General features: G+C 64.3%; 39 protein-coding genes and 1 tRNA gene. 15 read left to right on the top strand and 25 right to left on the bottom strand.

The window, feature by feature from the left end:
* Position 1 precedes the first annotated feature (1 nt).
* The gene (locus ASE59_RS06705; RefSeq protein WP_056454069.1) at positions 2-1,030 is read right to left on the bottom strand and encodes a LacI family DNA-binding transcriptional regulator; all 1,029 of its coding nucleotides are present in this window, start codon (positions 1,028-1,030) and stop codon (positions 2-4) included.
* A 171-nt stretch (positions 1,031-1,201) separates the two neighbouring features.
* Here ASE59_RS06705 and ASE59_RS06700 point away from each other — a divergent pair, with 171 nt between their 5' ends.
* Both ASE59_RS06700 and ASE59_RS06695 read left to right on the top strand, forming a co-directional pair.
* Complete coding sequence (locus ASE59_RS06700) at positions 1,202-3,487, top strand: glycoside hydrolase family 3 N-terminal domain-containing protein (RefSeq protein ID WP_056454066.1); 2,286 nt, start codon at positions 1,202-1,204, stop codon at positions 3,485-3,487.
* Positions 3,488-3,646: 159 nt separating this feature from the next.
* The gene (locus ASE59_RS06695; RefSeq protein ID WP_056454062.1) at positions 3,647-3,883 is read left to right on the top strand and encodes a hypothetical protein; all 237 of its coding nucleotides are present in this window, start codon (positions 3,647-3,649) and stop codon (positions 3,881-3,883) included.
* Here ASE59_RS06695 and ASE59_RS06690 read toward each other — a convergent pair.
* Both ASE59_RS06690 and ASE59_RS06685 read right to left on the bottom strand, forming a co-directional pair.
* Positions 3,820-4,638: an IclR family transcriptional regulator gene (locus ASE59_RS06690; RefSeq protein ID WP_056454056.1), complete on the bottom strand. Its 819-nt coding sequence runs from the start codon at positions 4,636-4,638 to the stop codon at positions 3,820-3,822. The two genes, ASE59_RS06695 and ASE59_RS06690, sit on opposite strands and share 64 nt — an antisense overlap.
* 28 nt (positions 4,639-4,666) lie before the next feature.
* A complete protein-coding gene (locus tag ASE59_RS06685) occupies positions 4,667-5,542 on the bottom strand; it encodes an ROK family protein (RefSeq protein WP_056454054.1) in 876 nt (291 codons plus the stop codon).
* A 171-nt stretch (positions 5,543-5,713) separates the two neighbouring features.
* On the opposite strand from ASE59_RS06685, the gene ASE59_RS06680 reads away from it, so the two are divergent.
* Both ASE59_RS06680 and ASE59_RS06675 read left to right on the top strand, forming a co-directional pair.
* On the top strand, positions 5,714-6,739 hold the full coding sequence (locus ASE59_RS06680) for a LacI family DNA-binding transcriptional regulator (protein ID WP_082458151.1): 1,026 nt from the start codon (positions 5,714-5,716) through the stop codon (positions 6,737-6,739).
* A gap of 65 nt (positions 6,740-6,804) precedes the next feature.
* A tRNA-Ile gene (locus ASE59_RS06675) sits at positions 6,805-6,880 on the top strand.
* Positions 6,881-6,984: 104 nt separating this feature from the next.
* Here the strand turns inward: ASE59_RS06675 and ASE59_RS06670 are convergent.
* From ASE59_RS06670 to ASE59_RS06565, 22 genes are all read right to left on the bottom strand, one after another.
* The gene (locus ASE59_RS06670; protein WP_056454052.1) at positions 6,985-8,091 is read right to left on the bottom strand and encodes a site-specific integrase; all 1,107 of its coding nucleotides are present in this window, start codon (positions 8,089-8,091) and stop codon (positions 6,985-6,987) included.
* Positions 8,091-8,351 carry a helix-turn-helix domain-containing protein gene (locus ASE59_RS19590; RefSeq protein WP_162235274.1) on the bottom strand — a complete coding sequence of 87 codons (261 nt, stop codon included), beginning with the start codon at positions 8,349-8,351 and terminating at the stop codon, positions 8,091-8,093. The genes ASE59_RS06670 and ASE59_RS19590 overlap by 1 nt, the downstream gene beginning before the upstream one ends.
* A gap of 182 nt (positions 8,352-8,533) precedes the next feature.
* The gene (locus tag ASE59_RS06660) at positions 8,534-8,719 is read right to left on the bottom strand and encodes a hypothetical protein (RefSeq protein WP_056454047.1); all 186 of its coding nucleotides are present in this window, start codon (positions 8,717-8,719) and stop codon (positions 8,534-8,536) included.
* Positions 8,716-9,060, bottom strand: coding sequence for a hypothetical protein (locus ASE59_RS06655; RefSeq protein WP_056454045.1), 345 nt, complete (start codon positions 9,058-9,060; stop codon positions 8,716-8,718). The genes ASE59_RS06660 and ASE59_RS06655 overlap by 4 nt, the downstream gene beginning before the upstream one ends.
* Positions 9,057-9,428, bottom strand: coding sequence for a hypothetical protein (locus tag ASE59_RS06650; RefSeq protein WP_056454037.1), 372 nt, complete (start codon positions 9,426-9,428; stop codon positions 9,057-9,059). Before ASE59_RS06650 ends, ASE59_RS06655 begins: the two co-directional genes overlap by 4 nt.
* Positions 9,425-9,703, bottom strand: coding sequence for a hypothetical protein (locus tag ASE59_RS06645; RefSeq protein ID WP_056454035.1), 279 nt, complete (start codon positions 9,701-9,703; stop codon positions 9,425-9,427). Before ASE59_RS06645 ends, ASE59_RS06650 begins: the two co-directional genes overlap by 4 nt.
* The gene (locus ASE59_RS06640) at positions 9,696-9,941 is read right to left on the bottom strand and encodes a hypothetical protein (RefSeq protein WP_056454034.1); all 246 of its coding nucleotides are present in this window, start codon (positions 9,939-9,941) and stop codon (positions 9,696-9,698) included. Before ASE59_RS06640 ends, ASE59_RS06645 begins: the two co-directional genes overlap by 8 nt.
* A gap of 46 nt (positions 9,942-9,987) precedes the next feature.
* Entirely contained in the window at positions 9,988-10,422 is a 435-nt protein-coding gene (locus ASE59_RS06635) for a hypothetical protein (protein WP_156359935.1), read from the bottom strand.
* Positions 10,415-10,651, bottom strand: a complete 237-nt coding sequence (locus ASE59_RS06630) for a hypothetical protein (protein ID WP_056454030.1) — start codon at positions 10,649-10,651, stop codon at positions 10,415-10,417. Before ASE59_RS06630 ends, ASE59_RS06635 begins: the two co-directional genes overlap by 8 nt.
* A gap of 107 nt (positions 10,652-10,758) precedes the next feature.
* On the bottom strand, positions 10,759-11,385 hold the full coding sequence (locus tag ASE59_RS06625; RefSeq protein WP_056454028.1) for an RAD52 family DNA repair protein: 627 nt from the start codon (positions 11,383-11,385) through the stop codon (positions 10,759-10,761).
* Positions 11,385-11,882, bottom strand: a complete 498-nt coding sequence (locus tag ASE59_RS06620) for a siphovirus Gp157 family protein (protein ID WP_056454026.1) — start codon at positions 11,880-11,882, stop codon at positions 11,385-11,387. Before ASE59_RS06620 ends, ASE59_RS06625 begins: the two co-directional genes overlap by 1 nt.
* Positions 11,872-12,093 carry a hypothetical protein gene (locus ASE59_RS06615; RefSeq protein ID WP_156359934.1) on the bottom strand — a complete coding sequence of 74 codons (222 nt, stop codon included), beginning with the start codon at positions 12,091-12,093 and terminating at the stop codon, positions 11,872-11,874. Before ASE59_RS06615 ends, ASE59_RS06620 begins: the two co-directional genes overlap by 11 nt.
* Positions 12,090-12,338: a hypothetical protein gene (locus ASE59_RS06610; protein WP_056454021.1), complete on the bottom strand. Its 249-nt coding sequence runs from the start codon at positions 12,336-12,338 to the stop codon at positions 12,090-12,092. Before ASE59_RS06610 ends, ASE59_RS06615 begins: the two co-directional genes overlap by 4 nt.
* Entirely contained in the window at positions 12,335-12,667 is a 333-nt protein-coding gene (locus ASE59_RS06605; RefSeq protein WP_056454018.1) for a hypothetical protein, read from the bottom strand. Before ASE59_RS06605 ends, ASE59_RS06610 begins: the two co-directional genes overlap by 4 nt.
* 103 nt (positions 12,668-12,770) lie before the next feature.
* On the bottom strand, positions 12,771-12,983 hold the full coding sequence (locus ASE59_RS06600; protein ID WP_156359933.1) for a hypothetical protein: 213 nt from the start codon (positions 12,981-12,983) through the stop codon (positions 12,771-12,773).
* A complete protein-coding gene (locus ASE59_RS06595) occupies positions 12,980-13,408 on the bottom strand; it encodes a hypothetical protein (RefSeq protein WP_056454003.1) in 429 nt (142 codons plus the stop codon). Before ASE59_RS06595 ends, ASE59_RS06600 begins: the two co-directional genes overlap by 4 nt.
* Position 13,409: 1 nt before the next feature.
* Positions 13,410-13,745, bottom strand: coding sequence for a hypothetical protein (locus ASE59_RS06590; RefSeq protein WP_056454001.1), 336 nt, complete (start codon positions 13,743-13,745; stop codon positions 13,410-13,412).
* Positions 13,742-14,128 (bottom strand): hypothetical protein, encoded by a 387-nt coding sequence (locus ASE59_RS06585; protein WP_156359932.1) that lies wholly within the window; start codon positions 14,126-14,128, stop codon positions 13,742-13,744. The genes ASE59_RS06590 and ASE59_RS06585 overlap by 4 nt, the downstream gene beginning before the upstream one ends.
* Positions 14,125-14,310 carry a hypothetical protein gene (locus tag ASE59_RS06580; RefSeq protein ID WP_056453997.1) on the bottom strand — a complete coding sequence of 62 codons (186 nt, stop codon included), beginning with the start codon at positions 14,308-14,310 and terminating at the stop codon, positions 14,125-14,127. The genes ASE59_RS06585 and ASE59_RS06580 overlap by 4 nt, the downstream gene beginning before the upstream one ends.
* Positions 14,307-14,495 carry a hypothetical protein gene (locus ASE59_RS06575; protein WP_056453994.1) on the bottom strand — a complete coding sequence of 63 codons (189 nt, stop codon included), beginning with the start codon at positions 14,493-14,495 and terminating at the stop codon, positions 14,307-14,309. The genes ASE59_RS06580 and ASE59_RS06575 overlap by 4 nt, the downstream gene beginning before the upstream one ends.
* 278 nt (positions 14,496-14,773) lie before the next feature.
* On the bottom strand, positions 14,774-15,433 hold the full coding sequence (locus tag ASE59_RS06570) for a DUF3800 domain-containing protein (RefSeq protein WP_156359931.1): 660 nt from the start codon (positions 15,431-15,433) through the stop codon (positions 14,774-14,776).
* 10 nt (positions 15,434-15,443) lie between these two features.
* Positions 15,444-16,157, bottom strand: a complete 714-nt coding sequence (locus ASE59_RS06565; protein WP_235515667.1) for a LexA family transcriptional regulator — start codon at positions 16,155-16,157, stop codon at positions 15,444-15,446.
* Between the two features lie 79 nt (positions 16,158-16,236).
* Between ASE59_RS06565 and ASE59_RS06560 the strand changes: the two genes are divergently transcribed.
* The 11 genes from ASE59_RS06560 to ASE59_RS06525 all read left to right on the top strand — a co-directional run bounded on the left by ASE59_RS06560 (position 16,237) and on the right by ASE59_RS06525 (position 19,961).
* Complete coding sequence (locus ASE59_RS06560) at positions 16,237-16,470, top strand: helix-turn-helix domain-containing protein (protein WP_056453985.1); 234 nt, start codon at positions 16,237-16,239, stop codon at positions 16,468-16,470.
* The gene (locus ASE59_RS06555; RefSeq protein WP_200913174.1) at positions 16,467-17,117 is read left to right on the top strand and encodes a DNA cytosine methyltransferase; all 651 of its coding nucleotides are present in this window, start codon (positions 16,467-16,469) and stop codon (positions 17,115-17,117) included. Before ASE59_RS06560 ends, ASE59_RS06555 begins: the two co-directional genes overlap by 4 nt.
* A gap of 42 nt (positions 17,118-17,159) precedes the next feature.
* Entirely contained in the window at positions 17,160-17,351 is a 192-nt protein-coding gene (locus ASE59_RS06550) for a hypothetical protein (RefSeq protein ID WP_056453982.1), read from the top strand.
* Positions 17,341-17,760 carry a hypothetical protein gene (locus tag ASE59_RS06545; protein ID WP_056453979.1) on the top strand — a complete coding sequence of 140 codons (420 nt, stop codon included), beginning with the start codon at positions 17,341-17,343 and terminating at the stop codon, positions 17,758-17,760. The genes ASE59_RS06550 and ASE59_RS06545 overlap by 11 nt, the downstream gene beginning before the upstream one ends.
* 137 nt (positions 17,761-17,897) lie before the next feature.
* Complete coding sequence (locus tag ASE59_RS06540; RefSeq protein ID WP_056453976.1) at positions 17,898-18,410, top strand: transcriptional regulator; 513 nt, start codon at positions 17,898-17,900, stop codon at positions 18,408-18,410.
* Positions 18,407-18,547 carry a hypothetical protein gene (locus tag ASE59_RS19585; RefSeq protein WP_156359929.1) on the top strand — a complete coding sequence of 47 codons (141 nt, stop codon included), beginning with the start codon at positions 18,407-18,409 and terminating at the stop codon, positions 18,545-18,547. Before ASE59_RS06540 ends, ASE59_RS19585 begins: the two co-directional genes overlap by 4 nt.
* Positions 18,514-18,879, top strand: coding sequence for a hypothetical protein (locus ASE59_RS06535; protein ID WP_162235273.1), 366 nt, complete (start codon positions 18,514-18,516; stop codon positions 18,877-18,879). The genes ASE59_RS19585 and ASE59_RS06535 overlap by 34 nt, the downstream gene beginning before the upstream one ends.
* Complete coding sequence (locus ASE59_RS19580) at positions 18,873-19,049, top strand: hypothetical protein (protein ID WP_156359928.1); 177 nt, start codon at positions 18,873-18,875, stop codon at positions 19,047-19,049. The genes ASE59_RS06535 and ASE59_RS19580 overlap by 7 nt, the downstream gene beginning before the upstream one ends.
* Complete coding sequence (locus tag ASE59_RS19065; protein WP_082458149.1) at positions 19,046-19,549, top strand: HNH endonuclease; 504 nt, start codon at positions 19,046-19,048, stop codon at positions 19,547-19,549. Before ASE59_RS19580 ends, ASE59_RS19065 begins: the two co-directional genes overlap by 4 nt.
* Positions 19,546-19,782, top strand: a complete 237-nt coding sequence (locus tag ASE59_RS06530; protein WP_056453970.1) for a DUF2312 domain-containing protein — start codon at positions 19,546-19,548, stop codon at positions 19,780-19,782. Before ASE59_RS19065 ends, ASE59_RS06530 begins: the two co-directional genes overlap by 4 nt.
* The gene (locus tag ASE59_RS06525; protein ID WP_056453967.1) at positions 19,779-19,961 is read left to right on the top strand and encodes a hypothetical protein; all 183 of its coding nucleotides are present in this window, start codon (positions 19,779-19,781) and stop codon (positions 19,959-19,961) included. The genes ASE59_RS06530 and ASE59_RS06525 overlap by 4 nt, the downstream gene beginning before the upstream one ends.
* Positions 19,962-19,992 lie beyond the last annotated feature (31 nt).

Genomic DNA, 19,992 nt, shown 5'->3' with positions numbered 1-19,992 from the left:
CTCATGCGTGTATTCCCCTTGTTCCCCGGTGTTCCGGGTCTTCCCTTGGTGAAGTGGTTTCGCGCACGACGATGGTCGGCGCGCGAAGTTCGATGGTGCGGTCGTGCACGCCGCCGATCTGGTCAGTCAGGCGGGCGATGGCGCGTTCGCCGAGTTCGGCGATGTCGCTGCGCAACGTGGTGAGCGATGGCGAGATGAGGCGGGCGAGTGGGATGTCGTCGAAGCCGGCGACGGCCACGCGACCGGGAACTTCTAACCCGGCGCGGCGCAAGCCCATCAGGACGCCGATCGCCATCATGTCGTTCGCGGCGAACACCGCATCGACGTCGCTCCCCTCCCGAACCATTTTTTCCGCTACGGAAACGCCCGACTCTTCGAGAAAGGTTCCGTGTTCGATCATCGGTTCGAGGCCGGCGGCAGCGATGCCCTGACGATAACCGCTAACCCGTTCCTCCGCATCGATATTGCCGATCGGACCGGCAAGGTGGAGGATGCGGCGGCGGCCGGTCGCGACCAGATGGTCGACCATCGCCCGTGCGCCACTCGCATTGTCGATGCGCAGTTCGGGGCGCGGCTGGTGGTGCGGTGCGCAATTGACCAGCACCACCGGCACGCCGGTCGGCAGATGCGCGAACAACTGATCGGGGTCGATATGCGGCGCCATCACCACCATGCCATCGACGCGCCCGCGCATCGTCCGCAACGCCTCCACGCCGCGCGCCGGATCGGCATGCATGTTCGACAGCAGCAGTTGCAGCCCGCGCGCCGACGCCTCGCGGTCCATGCCGCGCAGCAGTTCGGAAAAGAATTCGCCGTGCAGGTCGGGCAGGACGACGCCGATCGCGTTCGACCGCGCAAGGCTTAGCGAGCGCGCGCCGGCATGCGGCACATAGCCGAGCTTGGCAGCAGCCGTTTCCACGCGGGCGCGTAGTTCGGGGCGGACATTGTCATGACCGTTCAGCACGCGCGACACTGAAGCGACGGACACGTCCGCCGCGCGAGCCACATCGCGGATGGTGGCGTTCGCCATGCCGTTGACCGTTCCACTCCCTGCGTCGCCGCGCCCGTCGCGGCGAATCCGTCGGCTTCCGACCGATCGCTCTTGATGTAACCGGTTACATGATCTTAAAACGCGCTTCAACCGAAGATTCGAAACACAAGCGCATCCATTTCGTTGCGCACACGACACAGAGGGGATCGCATGGAAGACATTCGCATTTCGCGACGGGCGATGATGATGGGCGCCGGCGCGATCGCCGCGTGGAGCGCATCGCCGGCGCGCGCGCTGCTGGCGCAGGCGGGCGACCGGCTGCCGGCGTCGGTCGAATCGCTGATCGGCCAGATGACCGTCGAGGAAAAGGCCGGGCAGCTGACGTTGATGGCGGCGGCATGGGCGGGCGGTGCCGCGAATGCGCTCAATCCGATCAGCGCGACGGCGACGTTCGACGAGCAACTGGCGCAGGTCCGCGCCGGGCGGCTGACCGGGGTGTTCAACGGCAACGGCGCCGAAATGGCGCGGCGGATGCAGATGGTGGCGATGCGCGAACAGCGGCTGAAGGTGCCGTTGTTGTTCGCCGCCGACATCATCCACGGCTTCCGCACCGTATTCCCGATGCCGCTGGCCGAGGCGGGGACGTTCGACGCCGATCTGGCCGAACGCACCGCGCGCGCGGCTGCGGTCGAGGCGTCGGCCGCGGGGGTCGACTGGACCTTCGCGCCGATGGTCGACATCGCCCGCGACCAGCGTTGGGGGCGGGGGATCGAAGGAGCGGGCGAGGACCTGTTGCTCGGCAAGACGATGGCCGATGCGCGGGTTCGCGGGTTCCAGGGGCGGCGCGGCCTGACCGCCGACGACGCCGTTGCCGCCTGTGCCAAGCATTTCGCCGCCTATGGCGCGGGGGAGGCGGGGTTGGACTACAACACCGTCGACGTGTCCGAACGGAGCCTGCGCGAAATCTACTTCCCGCCGTTCCAGTCCGCGTTCGCCGCCGGGGTGCCGACGACGATGGCGTCGTTCAACGAATTGTCGGGGGTGCCCGCCACCGCCAATCCGTGGCTGCTCGACACGGTTCTGCGCAAGGAATGGGGGTTCGGCGGGCTGGTCGTGTCCGATTATACCGGCGACGAGGAACTGATCGCGCATGGTTTCGCCGCCGATGCGCGCGAAGCCACGAAGCTCGCCTTCCTCGCCGGTGTCGACATGTCGATGCAGTCGGGTTTCTATATCAAGCATCTCCCCGATCTGGTGGCCAAGGGCGAGGTGCCGATGGAGCGGCTGGATCAGGCGGTACGCCGCGTGATGGCGCTGAAGGCGCAGCTCGGCCTGTTCGACAACCCGTTCCGTCGCATCGATCCGCGCCGCGAAAAGCAGCGGGTGCGCACGCCCCAGCATCTCAAGCTGGCGCGCGAGGCGGGGGCGCGGTCGATCATCATGCTCAAGAATGACGGCGACCTGTTGCCGCTGCCGAAATCGGGCAAGCGTATCGCGCTGATCGGGCCGTTCGTGCAGGGGCAGCGCGAACTGATCGGGACGTGGAACGTCTATGGTTCGGATGCCGAGGCTGTCGACCTGCTGACCGGGGTGCGCGCCGCCGTCAGCGATCCCAGGCTGGTCAGCGCCGTCGACGGATCGGGCATCACCGATCCGATCGCCGGCGGGATCGAAGCGGCGGTAATCGCCGCGTCGCAGGCCGATGTGGTGCTGCTCGCGATCGGTGAATCGCAACGCATGTCGGGTGAGGCGCAGTCGCGCGTCGATATCGGCATTCCCAAGGCGCAGCTCGATCTGGCCGAAGCGGTGCTGGCGACCGGCAAACCGACCGTGATCCTGCTGCGCAACGGCCGGGCGATGGTGCTCGACAAGCCGGTGCTCGATGCCCGCGCGATCCTGGTGACGTGGTTCCTGGGTTCGGAAAGCGGACCGGCGACCGCCGATATCCTGTTCGGCGATGTGTCCCCCTCGGCACGTCTGCCGGTCAGTTTTCCCTACTCGACCGGACAGCAGCCTTATTATTATGCGCACAAGACCACCGGTCGCCCCAACCCGCCGGGGCCGCTGGCCGAATACAAGGCGCGCTATCGCGAAGGGCCGAATGCGGCGCGGTTCCCGTTCGGGCATGGGCTGACCTATGGCCGGATCGCGTATAGCGACCTCGATCTCGGCGACGGGCGGCTGAACAGCGACGGCGCGTTAAAAGTGCGGGCGCGGGTCACCAACAGCGGGACGCGCGCGGCGACCGAGGTCGTGCAGCTCTACATCCACGACGTCGCCGCCAGCATCACCCGCCCGGTGCGCGAGTTGAAGGCGTTTCAGCGGGTCGCGCTGGCGCCGGGGGAATCGAAGGTCGTGGAGTTTTCGCTGCGGGCGAATGACCTGCGCTTCATCGGCGTGCAGAACCGGCCGGTGGTCGAGCCGGGCAGCTTCCGGCTGTGGGTCGCGCCTTCGGCCGAGGCGGATGGGGTGAACGGCAGCTTCGTGCTGGCGTAACCACACTCCCTCTCCCCTTCAGGGGAGAGGGGAAAGGCAGCCAGCGCTCGTGACTGCCCCTCTCCCAACCCTCTCCCCGCAAGCGGGGAGAGGGCTTTTGGGCACGCACCCACATTGTCGGCCTGCGCGTTAACCCCTTCACCACGAAGGAGAACCACCATGACCGACGGCAAGCAACCCAATCAGGCGGTCGGCTCCGGCAACGACACCGCCAAGCCCGATGGCGTCAACACCTCGCCAAGCGGCGGCGAGTCAGGCGGCGGCGCCTATCCCAACCCGCATAACGACAGCGACGCAGGCCGGTTCGACGGTGGACAAAGCCTGCAGGACTATCATGGCAGCGACGGTGCCAAGGAGAACGACGCCACCGGCACCGAAGGATCCGGATCGGCATAACCCAGATCCGCGCTGATCGCCCGCGCGGTCGCGGCGACTTGCGGGCCGATTGCTTCGACCTTGTCCGGGGTCAGATATTGCGCGGCGGTGGCAATGCCGATCGCGGCGACAATGCCCTCGGACACGTCGCGGATCGGCGCGGCGATCGATCGGATGCCGTCATTGCCGACACTGTCGTGGATCACATGGCCGCGCGCGATATTGGCGCGCATGTCGACAACCCATTTGTCGATCGCAGCGGGTTCGGCGGCGCCGGTCGCACGGTATAGATCGGCCAGCCGCTGGCTGTTTTCGTCGAACAGCAATGCCTTGCCCAATCCGGTCTGCGCCACCGGCCGCCGGTCGCCCGGACGGGTCGATACCTCCAGCCGCTGCCGCCCCGCCGCGCGGTCGAGGTGCAGCGAATAGTCGCCGTCGCGTCGCCCGAGGAATACGCAAAGCCCGGTATCCGCCGACAACGCCTCCATCCGCGCCCGCGCGACACGGACCAGATCGATGCGGCGATGCGCGGTGAAACCCAGTTGCAGCAACGTCGGCCCCAGTGTCAGCAGCCCACGCTCGGCCTGCGCGACATAGCCGCGTTCGACCAGCGCCGCCGCCAGCCGGTGCGTCGTCGTCCGGCTCAGCCCCAGCACGCGCGCCAGTTCGGCGACACGCAACGGTTCGTCGCGCAACGCCTCGACCAGATCGAGGCCGCGCATCAGCGTCTGCGTACCGCGCGATGCGCCGGACGGTTCTTCGCTATGATCGTTCATCGCGCGGACTGTGGATCAGCGCGGCGCGTTACGCCAGCGCGTCTTGCGCCATGACGAGCGTACCCAGCGGACCTGCCTCGTCGCCCAGCGCCGCCGGCACGATCCGATCCTCGATCGATTCGGCATCGACGAAGCCCAGATACCCGCCCAGCGCTGCGACCACCCGTTCGCGCACCATCGGCAGCACCTGCGGCTGGCCGAGGCCGACCCCGCCGCCGACGATGATGCGGGCAGGGGAGAGGGTGAGGAACAGCGTCGCGAACGCCTCCCCCAGCGCATCGGCGACGTCGCCCCATGCCGGGTGATCGGCCAACAGCAGATGTGCCGGCCCGCCGGTCCGCGCCGCGATCGCCGGGCCGCTGACCAGTCCTTCCAGACAGTCGCCATGGAAGGGGCAGGCGCCGGCGAACGCATCGTCGGCACGACGGCGGACGCGGATATGACCTGCCTCCGGATGCATCATGCCCGTCACCGGCCGCCCGCCGGCGATGATCCCCATGCCGACCCCGGTACCGACGGTCACGTACAGGAAGTCGGACAGGCCGACCCCCGCGCCGAACGCCCCTTCGCCCAGTGCCGCGCCGGTCACGTCGGTGTGAAAGGCGACCTTGTCGAACCCGTGTGCCAGCGGCGCGACGATCCCGGCACCCGCCCAATGCGGTTTGGGGGTCGGCAGCATCGTGCCGTCGGTGACGGAGATCGGGCCGAAGCTGGCGATACCGATCGCGGCGGGACGGTGCTCCTGCCGCCATTCCGCCAGCTTCGCGGCGATCGCGCCCAGCGTTTCGTCGGGGGTCGTTGTCGGTACCCGGAACCGGTCGATGATCTCGCGCCCCCGCCCGACCACGGCGATCGATTTGGTGCCGCCCAGCTCCACGCCAGCCACGATCGTGTCGGAATGCATGTCGATCCTCTCCCGTTCAACGGCCCGCGTTGTGCCGCATCCTGCCGCGACGTCGCAAGTCACGGTGGCAGGATCGATCCGCTATCGTCTTTCGCAAACGTTTGCAACGTTCCAATACGGGCTGATATTTTCGCTGGCGGACGGTGAGTTTTTCTTCGTACAAGCAGCGGCATGGAGCAGAATGGACAGATGTCGCGGGTGCGGACGATCGCCGATCTTGCACGGTTGGCGGGGGTGTCGCCGGGGACCGTATCGCGGGCGCTGGCCGGTAAGTCGTTGGTCAACGCGGAAACTCGCGATCGCATTCAGGCATTGGCCGCCGAACACAGCTTTCGTCCGAACCAGATGGCCAGCAGGCTCAGGACGCAGCGTACCGGCGTGATCGGGGTGGTCGTGCCGCTGGGGCATGAGCGGCGCCAGCATCTGTCCGATCCGTTCTTCATGACGATGCTCGGCTTTCTTGCCGACCGGCTGACCGAGGACGGGTATGACCTGATGCTCTCGCGCATCATTCCCGACGCGACCGACTGGCTGGAACGGATCGTCGATTCGGGGATGATGGACGGCGTGCTGCTGATCGGCCAATCGGATCAGGTCGATACGATCGAACGCGTCGCCCGCCGCTATCGCCCGCTGGTCGCGTGGGGCAGCAGCGACCTGCCGGGGCAGGTGCATTGCGCGGTGGGCACCGACAACATCGCCGGTGGGCGCCTGGCCGGCGAGCGGCTGATCGCGCGCGGGGCGCGGCGCATCGCGTTTCTGGGCGAACTGCGCGCGCCCGAAATCCGCCAGCGCTACGAAGGGATCGCGTCCGCCATGGCGGCGGCGGGGATCGAGCATCCGCCGATCCAGCTCGACACGCATCTTGCCTCCGACATCATGGTGCAGGAAGTGACCGCGCATCTCGACCGCGTCGGCGGCGAGATCGACGGGATCGCCGCCGCGTCCGACGTGATCGCACTGACGACGTTGCGGGTGCTGGCCGATCGCGGCATCCGCGTGCCGGGCGACATGCCGGTGGTCGGCTACGACGACCTGCCGCTCGCACTCAGTGCCGTGCCGCGCATCACGACCGTGCGACAGGATATCGCACGCGGTGCCGAAGAAATGGTCTCCGCGCTGTTTCGCCGCATCGCCGGCGAGGATGCGCCGTCGGTAATGATGCCGCCGGTGCTGGTCGAACGCGACTCTGCGTGAAGGGCAGGGGCATCAACGCCCTTGCGCAGGCGTGGGCGGCGACGCTATCGCTCGCGCCACAGGTGGGGCCTGTAGCTCAATGGTTAGAGCTGGCCGCTCATAACGGCTAGGTTGCGGGTTCGAGTCCTGCCGGGCCCACCAAATGCCTGCTTGCGTCCCGGCCGATACCGGCCTAGGCGCAGTCCTCCGTCGGGGAGTGGCGCAGTCTGGTAGCGCGCCTGCTTTGGGAGCCGTGGTAGCAGTCGTCATTTCTGGCGGTTTCCTGCGGGTTTGAGAGATACGACGGTGTTCGCTTCGGGGATAATCCGGGACTCGGCTGCAAGCATCGCCTTCCGGATGTCCTCTTCATGGACGTGGGCGTAGCGCGAGGTTGTCTCGATCCGCGTGTGTCCCAAGAGCTTCTGCGCGACCTTAATGTTCGATCCGCGCGTCACGCGACTCCCGGCGGTGTGCCGCAGGTCGTGGAAGCGGAAATCGGTCAGACCTGCCACCTGTAGCGCGCATGCCCATTTGCGCCGCCAGCCATCTCGCGAGAACGGATACCGCTCGCCCTTGATACGCTGGACCTGCTCGCCCTTCTTCGGCGCCGGACGCTCGCATTCGTAGGTGAACACCTGGGGCGCGACCTTCGGCATATTGGCAATGATCGCGACCATGCGCGGCGTCAGTGGGAAGCGGTGCCACACGTCACCCTTCGTTTTCACCTCTGCCCATCCGCTGGCAAGGTCGACCTTCGACCAAAGCATGGTGATGATCGCGGTGCGGCGCTGGCCGGACAGAATGGCAAATTCGACGACCGCTGCCAGATCGGGACCGAGCGATTCCATCAGCCGGCGTTCTTCTTCGTCGGTCAGCTCGCGCACGCGTTCTTTCGGCTCGCGCAACAGCAGCTTGGTCCATTCGATGTCGGGACCGGAGAAGCTGGTCGCGGCGTAGCGCACGATCCGGCGAGCAAGCTGAATCTCACGGTTGACGGTCGCGGCGGTGATGAGTGTCTTCTTGTAGCGCGCGGTTTGTCCGCGCCGCATGGCGACGTACCGATTGAAGTCGACGAACGTCAGGTCAGCCAGCAGCCGGTTCGGACCAATCTCGCGCAGGCGTGTGATCTGCCCTTCTGTCGTCTTGCTGTCGGCAGAGAATTTCGCACGGTGCTGCCAGTACAGCCCGCAGGCGTCATCCCACGTGATCGACGGCTTTACCTTCGTGCCGAGTGCGACCTCGGTCCGCTTGTCCCGTTCGTAGCGATCGGCATCCCGCTTAGCCGCGCACCCGGTCGAGCCGTGATAGCGGTTGCCCTTGAACACGAAGTCGTAGTGGTACAGCCGACTGTTCTTAGGCTTATAGACGGTCATCAGCCGTTCCGCTTCGAAAAGGGGATGATGTCGGATGGACGGCGCACCTGCTTCCGCGGTGGTGTGGTCGGCTGCGGTCCGGCCTCCTGCTTTACCTGGCTCTCGACATACTCGTCCAGATCGTCCGGTCGATACGCGATGCGACGCGCCGATACCGCGACATAGCGGATCAGCCCTTTGCGCTTCAGATCGCGCAACGTCCGCTCACTGATAAGCAGCCGCTCGGCCGCTTCCTGCGGTGCCAGTAGGATACTAGCCATGGTCCATCTCCGCCCGAACGATAGGCGCGTTGTCCCACGCCCCGGACAGGATAGCCCGCCTTGGTGCTGGCACATGCTCACGCCCCATCGTGTCGACGATCGCTTCTGGATACCGCGCTGCTGCTCGCGTGCGTGCCTCCATCACATTCACTGCCGCTTGGGCTTGCAGGTCTTGGGTGGGGCTAGTCGAAGCGAGCGTCATCCTCGGCCTCCTTCATCAAAGCCATAGCGGCACGAAAGTCTGACCCGGGCGGCATCAGTACATCACCCGGGGCCAGTCGGCAGCGGCGAAGCACATAGCCAGCATCCGTGCCGTCTTCGTGGAACACCTGAATGCGTTCGAACAGCGGCGCGATATAGAGGCTCATTCCACCTCCCCCGTCGCCGGCAAGGCGGGGATCGCGGCGGCGGCGTGATCGTAAGCGCTGGCAGCACGATCAAGCATCCCATCGACAATGCCGCCAGCCATCGGGTGGCCTTCCGGGTGCATTGCTGCTCGCTTTTCTGCCGCAAGCGCTTCCATGGCCCCCGCCGCCCGCTCGCGCATGGCTGCGGCTTCTGCGTCGGCGAAGGCGAGCATGGCGTTGACTGCGGTGATGCTGGTCATCGTTATCATGCGGCCATCGCGCAATTCATCCGCACCGCCGTGCTTGCCGTGCTGGTCGAAGTAATCCGCGAGCCATTCCCGCGCCCTTTCTTCCCGCGTCACGACAGCGCCTCCGCTTGGGCGCGCAGGGCAGCGGCGCAGAGGGCTAAAGCGGGGGTGCATGATCTTCCATCTTTGTCGTTTCGATGTGTTTGCGGGTGCATAATCCGGCAATATCCGCTACCCCATACGTTCCATTCCCACCCCTCCGGCACCAGCGCCATCGCGGCGTCTAGCGAGGCGGTATAAGGGAAAGCCTTCGCCCGCTCGATTGGCTTGCCAGCTTCGTCGACGCCCCATCCGCGCCAGTCGACCGAATAGTCGCTTGGCAGTTTGAGCGCGTCCCGGATGTCGGCGTCGACATGAACGCTTGGCCCCGTCAGCTTCTCGACAGTCTCAGCCAGCGCCAGCAGCTTGCTCCGATCGGTCATGCGTTCGTCTCCGGGGGTGTGGGGAGGGGGAGGTCTGCCGGGTCGATGATGCGGCCATCCTTGGTCTGCCAAGTCAGCACACCGCCCTTGATCCATTCCTCGCCCCAATCGAATGGGTTCTCGTTGCAGTCGATGAAGGACTGCAACCGCTCTGGATGCACAGCGAGGTAAGAGACGATCGCACCAGCGGTCTCGCGCCCACCAACGCCAGCCTGCCAACCGATCGCGACCGAACATTCGATCAAGCGGTGCAAGAACAGATGTGCGTTATCCATTGGACACCGCCTTCACCTCAGGCAGTTCTGCCCGCTGGAAATGGCCTTTGGGACCGCGCACATAGGCGTTGGCGAGAAGGGCGCGGGCTTCATCGCGCTCCCGCATCAGCTCGTTCGACAGCTTGCCGGCGGTCAGCGCGCGGGTTTCCCAATACGCCTTGTCCGTCGTCAGCTTGTCGATCTTGCGATACGCCTCCACCAGCGCGGCGGGCTGCTTCAGGAAAAAAGGCCACCCCATCACGCATCCCCCCGCGTGTCTTCGCCCAGGTCGGTGTGAATGTTGGTCATGCTGCTTCGGCCTCCCGCCGTAGGTCTGTGACATCGCAGCCGAGCCATTTGCTCAGCGTGTTCAGCGCCCAATCCACGAAGGCGGCGCGTTCGTTCTCAGGCATCTTCGCGAAGGACGTGCTGTCGTAGTCCTTGATCGTATCGCCGCTTGGCAACGTGACGACTCGGACCAGCCCGCGCCGATCTTTCAGAATGCGGTGAAGCATTTCTACGTCGATCGCGTCGCCTTCGATCCGTTCGGACAGCATGGGGGCGGCGACGCCAAGGCATGCCCAATACAGGGCATTACGGCGGACATTGCCTGCGGTGCGCGTGATACGAATACGGACGGCGCCATCGCCCAGCGTGGCAAGCGCATCCTCGGCAGCCCGGCCGACCGGCCGCAGCGACCCGAGCACTTTACGAAAGATCAAAGGGGCTTGGTCAGGCACGCACTTTCTCCCGTTGACGTTGTTCGATTTCCATCCGTTTCGGGCTGGCCTTAATGAAGGCTGCAATAAGCGCCTCGACATCGAGGCCGCGCCAGAAGGTTTGCTCGCCGACGTTGTGCTGGCGTTGATGATGCTCGGCACACAGGCTGACGGTACGCCAGTCGTCCGGCTTCTGGCCCAACCCTGCGCCTGATCCGATACGGACGTGCGCGACCTCGATAGCTGTCATGGAGCCGCATACCGAACAGGCATGGCCGCGAACGAAGTTGCAGTGAGCCGGCGAGCGCCAGCGCATGTCACGCTTCGGCCTCTTTGGGATGCGAGCGGGGAGTGCCATTACGCCACCGCCCTGTTCATCGCTTCCACCTCTACCTTCCGGGTGTTCCATTCCTCGACAAGGGTGGGACCGAAGCCGGTAGCGTTTGCCGCAGCGCCATGGTCACGCTTCCACTCGCTCAGTGCGATAAGCGTGTCGCACGCGCGGATTTGCTTGCGCATGGCCTGCACCATTTCGGGTTCCGGCTCGGGCGCGGCCTGCACATTGGCGCGGCTCTTGTCGTACAGAGCCAGGCCGAAGATGTTGCCGAACGTCCGAGCGGCTCGCTTGAGAGCATCTGTGGCGGCTTCCTTGGTCGCACCCTCTACGGCATCGCCGATCATCTTCGCGAACCCGCTGCCGAAGCCTACGTCCTGACGCGTCACGGCACCAACGGTGAGCGTGCAGACGCAGGTATATGCCGCCTGCCACTGAACGTTGCCCTTGCTGTCCTTGCCCTCGGTCAGGGCGTCCCGGCTTAGGTCGATACTGTACGACCAGCCATCAAACCCGAACACGCGGTTAAGCTCGTTGATGACGTGCCAGCCCTCAAGGTAATCGCCCTTCGGCCCAAAGGAACCGGAAGGCTTCTTGACGTGCTTCGGGTCCAGCGGCGCGTTCAGCATCGCAGTCTGTTCGGGTGTCATCACGCCCTCCGAATGGTGAGCGACGTTCCCGCGTCCATGCGGGTCAGCCAGTTGGGAAGATTGTCAGCGGCTTCGAACGCAGCGTAGATCGCCTTCTTGTCCGGTGACCGCTTCACGACCTGGTACTGTTCGGGCACAGCGTCGTCGGACACGATAGCCAGCTTCGGTTTCAGGTCGCGCAGGGTCAGCGTCGCTTCCGGCAACGGCAGCTTCTTGAGGCCGGCGCACTGCATCAGCGCCATGATTGCTTCACGGCGCCCGGTATTGCGTTCCTTACACCGACGCATCCGCGCCTCGCGTTGGGCGATTTGGTCGGCCAGAACTTCCGCATCGCCTTCGTCGCGCTCAATGCCGTCCAGCAACCGACGAACCAATTCGAAGGCATCCGTTTCGCCGTCCAGCGTGTCGAGCAGCAGACGTTCGTCGTCGTCTGCCGCCATATCGGCCAGCATCGTACGAACAGCGCTGATCTGCATCATCGTCAGGTCATGCCGCATGACGTGTCTCCTGCTTGGCGAGCATCGCGGCGACGGCCTGCGCCTTCGTGTCGCCAGATGCGCCTTGGTATGGATTGCGGTTTCGATCGGGGTAGGCGAACCAGAAGGTCTGTCCCGCGCCGAACGGAACGAAGTCGCCGCGGTCCCGAAGCTCGACTGGATAGCCAGTGTCGCGGTCGATACCGGACTGGATCACGCGAGCCGGGCTCATCCCTGCCTCCGCATCTGCACCCAGACCGTGAGGCAAATCGCCGTCATGGTCAGGCCGGTGATGAAGGCGGCAAGCGGGGTGAAGATCAGCCACGCCATGACGGTGCCGAAGATGCCGCAGACCGCGAGGCTGTCCAGCTTCTGCGCGGGCGTCAGGTGCCAGCGATCTTCCGCCATCGGCAGCTTGGACAGGTCGTCCTCGACCGCGCGGCGGTACTCATGCGGGTTGGCGGTCGTGCGCTTCATCGCCCCTGCTCCTTGGCGAGAGCGGCGGCTTCACGCAGCTTGGCTACGACTTCGGCTTGGGTGCGACCGGGAGTGTCGTTCCATGAAGCCAAATCTGGGATACCAAGAAAGCCGCGCAGGAAGTCATCTGCCGCTTGGCCTTCGTCAGCATCTTGACCAGCGACGCAGGTCGCGCCCATCACGCACCAGCAAACGGCGGTGTCTTTTGTCGACAGTGGACCTGTCATGCGACCCAGCCAATCGCGAGCGAACGCATTCTGCGTCCAAGCCCCCGGCTTCTCCAGCAGATCAGCCGCCTCGCTCAGCACCTGCGATACGGGCGCGGTCATGCGGGGTGGCCTTGAGTGGCGGCGGTATAAGCCTTTCCGCAGTACGGGCATTCGCACAAAGACCGCTTCGGAAAGGAGGCGCTCAGCTTGTCGACAAAAGGGGTCATGCCTTTTTCTCCCGTTCGATCATCGCCCAGATGCGCTCGCGGCAATGCGCGTCACGCTGGGTCAGGCGGTCGTTGAGTTCGGCTTGGCGGACCGTGCGTTCGGCTTCGAACGGCTGCGGGTCGCGCCAGTAGCGGCGAAGGTTGGGGATCAGGATCGGGGTGCGATCGATGAAGCACATCCCCGCCCGGTTCGTGCTTTCGGATATCATGCTGCGGCTCCGGTCGCTTTGGCGATGGCGGCGCGGGCAATCCCAGCAATCACACTTTCGCCGGTGAAGTTCGAAGCACCGCCGCAAATGCGCTCGATCTTTTCGAGAGCCTCCAGCAATTCCGGCGCAGCGGCGATCAGGCGGGCGTCGTCACAGTCGATCCCGCGAATGTCGTAGCGATAGACGCTATCGTCTGCTTTAGCCTGTTCGTGCCCGCGGACGCCACGATCGCCGACTTCGAACGTCAGTAGCGTGTCAGCGGGCACCAACCCGCGTTCTGCGGGCTGGAACATCGGCTGCGCGCCGGACATGCCCCAGCGGCGAAAACCCATGACGTAGCGGCGTCCGCTATGCGAAGTGGCAAGGTAGACTTCGCGGTTGCGCGCGTTGCCGTACCACTGCCAAGGTCCGGGAGTATGGCTCATCTCATTCCTCCGTCGTGCGGTCGGTGAGGGGGCGGGCGGCGCGTCGACGCTCACCAGCAGCGATTGCGGCTTCGATGCGTGGACCAGCCATGTTGCGGCCCAACCAGACCAGTGCGGTATCGGCGGCGAACATCTGCCGTTGCTCGATCCGCTTGGCGTGTGCCTCGACCTTCGCCAAACACCGCCGCGCTTCCTCGCGGACGCACTGGTCAGCGCCGTGCTTGATCGCCACTGCCAGACCGCGCCGGTAACGAGCGATCAGGTCTGCAGCCGCGCGCTCGATGCGGTCGTCGGCGGCTTCGCATAGGGCGGGGGTGATTGCGGTGAAGGCGTTCATGCGAAGCCTGCGTTCTGCTCGACCAGCACCCAGTTACCCGCGCCCTGCCGCTGGAACGTGCGCCCCAGAAGCGGGCTTTCCAGCATGATCCGCCAGTCGTGATCGGGATCGGCCACGGCCAGCTTTTCGGCGTCGGCACCGGTCGGGTAATGCTGATCGTCGTCCAGCATTTCGCCGTTGTCGTCGTAGGACGGCCGCGGCTCTTCCAGCACGATCGCGCCATCCTTGGTGCAGGCCGCGAAGCCGAAGCCGACAGCGATGCAGTCGTTCAGATCAAAGACCGCTGGCACGCTACCGCAGCACAAGCATCCGCCGCCGTGAGGGTTGATCGGCACCAGCCAGTAAGACGGACGTTCCGCCGCCCCGCCATCCGCCGGGGTCATGCGGGCACCTGTGCGGCAAGGACCGTAAGGCGATGGCGAGCGAGGGTTTGGACAATCTCGGCGTCATCAGCGCGCCCGCTGAGTATGGCGGCGGTCACATCACGGTTCCATCCCAGCGATTTCACGCCGTACTTTGCCGCTGCGATCCGGTCCACCTGCTCTGTCGGCACCATGGCAGTCATGCCGCCACCTGCTTCGCGGCCCAACGGTTCGCACCGGCTGCCGACTTGAAGGTGTTCGCGGTCAAAGTGGCGCTGGCGTTCGCGATGCCGTCGCGCGCATTCACATACAGGCGAGCGGCAAAACGTCCGCGCTCCTCAGTGATGACTACTGCGCGGTTGCCTTTCGATACGACCTGCTGCTGCATCTGCCTATCTCCCATCCCGCCGAAGCGGCGCCGCGCGTCGGTGCGTGGCTGATGGGAGGAATGTGCATCACGTGCACAGATTGGTCAAGCGTAAATGTGCATGTGCTGCACAATTATTTCGGGGCACAAAAAAGCCCCGGTCGTTAAACCGAGGCTGGCTCTTGCGGGTGTACGCTCGTGCGTATATATGAATCGGGCGGTTGGCGCCGGACGATAAGAACCCCTGGGTTCTTCCGCTTGGATAGTCGGGAGTGCGGCCGCAACACCCCTAAAATCAGTTAGAAATACAGCGTTTTGCCGCGGGCGAATAGGTCATAATGATACGTGACCCGGTCACGTATCAGATCATAGCTTCGAGCGTCGCCCTTTTCCCATTTGCGCTGTATGGCCCAAGTGCAATAATCCGCGAGCTGCAAACAGGGATCGGTGGCGCATTGCCAGAAGCTAGTCCTGACGGCAGGTCCATCGACCGTTTCCCGAACCACATCCCGCACAGCGTCTGCGAAGGCCACCTGCTCTTTTTTGGTACGCACGGAGGCCGCTGTAATGTGGAGTTCGTCGGCAAAAAAGATCTCGTCACGCAGCCCGTGTCGCAGATGGTAGAGCCATCCATGACCGTAGAAGGCAGCGTCTGTTTTACGAATTGATGGATTGGCTTTCGCTTTCTCCATCACCGTCGCCTGAACACCAAATTCGCAGCCAAGGATCGTCTCAAACACGCGGTCGCGCGTCGCTTGCGCATCATCCGTGCAATGGAACGAGTCACGAACCGGCGCCTTTTCCCACGCCAACTGCCGCTTTAGATCGGTCAGCAAAGCTGCCGGCTTCGCGCAATCCGTCATTGTCACGGTGCATATGATATAAAAGTTGCTGACGTTCGGATGACGGCGGAAATCAAAGTTGCCAGCCTCGTCGGCGAACACGTGCAGTCGGGCCACCAATCGCTCCTCAATGCCGCTTGATTGAGCCGACGACGCGTCCGCTAATGATAATGTCCGATCGGTTCACGACTTGGTTCTCGACGTCGGGGTTGTCGCTCATCACGAGCACCTTTTCGGCATCAAGCGCTCGCAACCGCTTCACCGCGCCCAGCCCGAACAGCCATATGGCCCAGACCCGATCTTGCGCGTTGAGGGTCGCCTGGTTGGTATCGATGAACAGCAGGTCGCGATCGTGGATCGTCGGCTGCATGGAATCGCCAATACCGTCCACGATGCGGATCCGCTCGGCCGGCGTGATCGTCAGGCTGCGCAGGAACCCTAGGTCGAATTCGAACGCCTCGGCTTCGATATAGCTGTCGTCGAGATCGCGGCCCGGCCCCATGGAATAGGACAGGTCGAGCCGCAGCACCGGCGCCGTCTCGCCGCCGTCGATCGAGCGGGTAGGGGCGTGATCTGATCGCTCGGTGCGCTTCGGCATCGGCACGACATTAGCGGGCGGCTCGTTCGCTATGCCGACACGGAACAGCAGCTCATCGCGAGATACCTGAAGGAGGGCAGCGACGGCGTCGGTCCTGCGAGCGTTAAACGGCACTTTGCCGTTCACAACCTTATTCGCGACCGAACGCTCAACACCTAACGCCTCAGCCAACTTGACGTCATTGACCTTCAAGTCGCGCTTCCGAGCTTTGAACCATTCCGTATCCACGTAGCCGTTGTGCATTTCGCGCACAGCGTTGTCGCGCGCATAGTATGCACATATGGCGCTTGACGAATGTGCATCGCGTGCACATAGTGCATCCATGAGCAGCACGCCCCTTGCCCGCTATATGAAGTCGGAAGAGATCGACGACGCGGCGTTTGCCACGTTGATCGGCAAAGATCGCTCCATCGTCAATCGTATCCGCCGTGGCCTGATGCGCCCGACGCTGGATGTGGCCGCGGCGATTGAAAGCAAGACCGGCGGCGCTGTCCCGATGCAGTCGTGGATCACCCCCGCCACTTCCCCCCGACGCGACCGCGGGGATGCGCGGTGAGTGGCAATGGTATCCGCGTGCTCGTCGCTTGCGAGTACAGTGCAACCGTCCGCGATGCTTTCCGTGCTCGCGGCTTCGACGCTTGGTCCTGTGACCTGCTGCCGACCGAGGGGGATCCCTCCTATCATTGGCAGAAAGACTGCATCGACGTCGCCACCCTGTCGGATCACTTCGGCAGCTGGGATCTGATGATCGCGCATCCGCCCTGCACCGATCTGGCTGTCAGCGGCGCGCGTCACTTTCCAGCCAAGCGTGCAGACGGCCGGCAGCAACGTTCGCTCGATTTCGTGAAGCGGCTTCTGGACGCGCCTATTCCGCACATCGCGCTCGAAAATCCAGTCAGCGTCATCAGCTCGCACATCCGCAAGCCTGACCAGATCATTCAGCCTTGGCAGTTCGGACACGGCGAGACGAAGGCGACCTGCCTTTGGCTCGACAACCTGCCCAAGCTGATCCCGACCGATATCGTCCCGGGCCGATCCGACCGCATCCACAAGATGCCGCCCGGGCCGAACCGCTGGAAAGAGCGCAGCCGGACCTATGCCGGCATCGCCGCAGCCATGGCGAGCCAATGGGGCGACTTCCTCATCAGCGAGCGCGACCGCCAGCTTTCCGGCGAGCCCGAGCTTTCGTGGGCACTCCTCTGAATGCGCCCGCCCGTCATCACCCCAAACAGCGAGGTACAGTAGATGGACCCGTTCCTTATCGTCGCGCTTGTCGCCTGCGCGGAACTGCTCGGCTTCCAGATCATGTGCGACACCGCGCCCGAGGGCTACCAAGACGACGCCGGCTTCCACCTCGGCACCCCCGTTTCCCGCAATTCGCGTAATATCCATGGCGACCGGGGTACCGTTCCGGGGGTGCAACATCATGGCGCGTAATTGCGACATCGGTGGCATCATCCGAAAGAACCAGGAGCTGGTCTTCCGGGTGGCCAAGGCGAACGGTCTGTCGCTCAAGGCGATCAGTCTCGACAGCGGCATCCCCTATTCGACGCTGCGCACCTACGCCGGCAACAACGGCGCGACGGCCATCATGCCGATCGACGCGCTGTACGAGCTGGTCGGCGTCATCCCCGACGAACTGCTGTCGGTCCTGCTGCCGGAAGGGCGGTCGATCGTCCGCGTGCCCGATGATCTAGATCACGATGCGATCGAAACCATGGCGCGTGATTATCTCGCAGCCAAGGGTGCCGCGCATCACCCTGCGTCGCCGGGTGGTCGTGAAATCGCCGACTGCGAACGGGCCAAGCTGGGCGGCAAGTATGCTGCGCTGAAGGCGGTGGCGTGATGGCGAAGCCCACACCCTGCGCAACGCCGCACACGTGCTGCGATTGTGCGAAGCCATTGCGCTGGGCTGCCATGCGGTGCCGACCTTGCCGAGACGCATCGCGCCGCTGTCCGATCCCGGAGGGTTTCGAAGCGTACATGGCCGATCACTCGCAGGACGACGCCGCGGTCCACTTTGCGCTGTCAATTTCGACCGTCCAGCGCATGTGCAAGGCGATAGGTTTCAAGCGTCCGATCGGCGCCAAGACCAAATCGTCGCCGCATCGTCCGCAACACCCGGCGCCCGACTGGTTTCGCCGCGAAGCCTCAACGATGACTCGCGCCGAAGCCTGTCAGCGCGCTGGTGTCTCGCAAAGCACCATCGACCGCTGGATGCGGGAAGCAGGGGTTCGCTGCAATGTCCTGCGTGGGTTCAGCTACCGCAGGCAGAATGCGGTCCCTGTGCGGATGGCCGATATGTCGCTTGCCGGTCGTGCAGCCGACTTCTTGCGTCCTCGCTGGCCAAACCACCGCTGCGACGAAGACGGGCAGCAGAATTTCAACGGCAGATATTGGCGGTTCGGGACAGCCATCCTGACCGCTGATGAGGTGATCGAACGGGCCAAGCGGCGCGGCTTCGATTCCGACGCTTGGATGAGGATCGCGGCATGAACGATCGCGAAAAGCAGGCCGTGCTCGACGGCCAGATGGCGGCGCTGCGCAAGGCCAGCCCGTCCGACAATCCGCACCCGCTCAACACGTCGCATTCGCGGGCGTGGTCGCGTGGTTACCGGTCTATGAAGCCATGACGGCCTGCGTTTGTCGCTGGGGCTGCCACCAGTGCGAGCCTGAAAATTTCGAAGATCCGAGCGAAGACGCGGATCAGACCTTGGTCGCAATCAACCGCGCCGCGCCGTTCGTCGATGCAGGCTGGTCGCCGGCGCCGGGTGCACAGGTCGCTCCGTCCGCGGTGCTGAAGAACCGGTACTTCGTGATGTCGACCAATCACTTCATTGGCATTCGACTGGCGGAGCAACAGGCCCGCGATTGGGTCGCGAAGGCGCTGGAGATCGGCCGCGATCGGTATCGGCGCGGCTACCACGCCAACCCGTTCGGTGACCCGGTGGTGCGGCCATGCTGAGCGCCCTGTTCGGGTGGATGATCCGCCCCGCCGCCATCATCCCGCCTGCCGATGACGAGCGCCAAGCCGCGCGCCGCATCCGCAGCCAGCGGCAACGTCAATCCTATGCAGACCGTCGCGCCGCAGAGTGCCGCGCGGCTCGCCTGCGCATGACCGGAGAGCAAGCATGACGGCGCAAGAAGTCTGGCTGCCCGTCATAGGTTACGAGGGCGTGTATGAAGCCAGCAACCTGGGGCACATTCGCCGAGTAGGCGCGACGCGTCCGCTGGTGCCGAACGATCGCGGAGCTGGTTACCTTGCCGTCTCTCTGCCCAAAGATGGCCGGACGCGTAACTTCATGGTCCACCGCATTGTGCTCGAAGCCTTTTGCGGTCCTGCCCCCTTCGATGGCGCACAGGCGGCGCACAATGACGGCAACCGCGCCAACCCCTGCCTGACAAACCTGCGTTGGGCCACGCGCTCGGAAAATCAAGCTGACCGTATTCGCCACAAGACTGATCGTCGCGGCGAAGCGGTGTTCGGCGCAAAACTTACGGAAGACGGCGTTCGTGTAATCAAAGGCATGATCGCGCGCGGCTTCCGCAATCCTGAAATTGCCAACCGCTTTGGCGTTTCTATTTCAACTGTCCACCTGATCCGACACGATCGAACTTGGAGGCATGTAGCATGACTGACAACATTTCCGCAGAACAGCTTCGTCTGCTGATTGAACGGATTGAACGGCTCGAATCTGAAAAGCGCGGTATCTCCGACGATATCAAGGACGTCTATGCAGAAGCCAAGTCGACCGGATTCGACGTGAAGACGATCCGCAAGATCATCAGCCTGCGCCGCATGGAGAAGCATCACCGCGACGAAGCGGCCATGATGCTCGAAACCTATTGCCAGGCGCTCGGCCTGTGACCGCGCCTGCCGGCATAACCGCGATCTTCTTTCGCGAGGGCATGTTCTACCCTGTCAAGTTCATGGGCAGCAAGTCGCCTGCCGATGAGGCAGCTGACCATGCCGCACTGAACCCCGGCACGATGCGTATCGAGGATACGAGCGGCAACGTGCTGTGGAAGAAGGCTCTGGATAGCTGATGCGCTTTGAACTGCCTTGGCCTCCGTCGAC

Source organism: Sphingomonas sp. Leaf10 (assembly GCF_001421245.1).
Classification (GTDB): Bacteria; Pseudomonadota; Alphaproteobacteria; order Sphingomonadales; family Sphingomonadaceae; genus Sphingomonas.
Note: the sequence above shows the minus strand (reverse complement) of the source record. Positions and strands in the feature narration are given on the sequence as shown.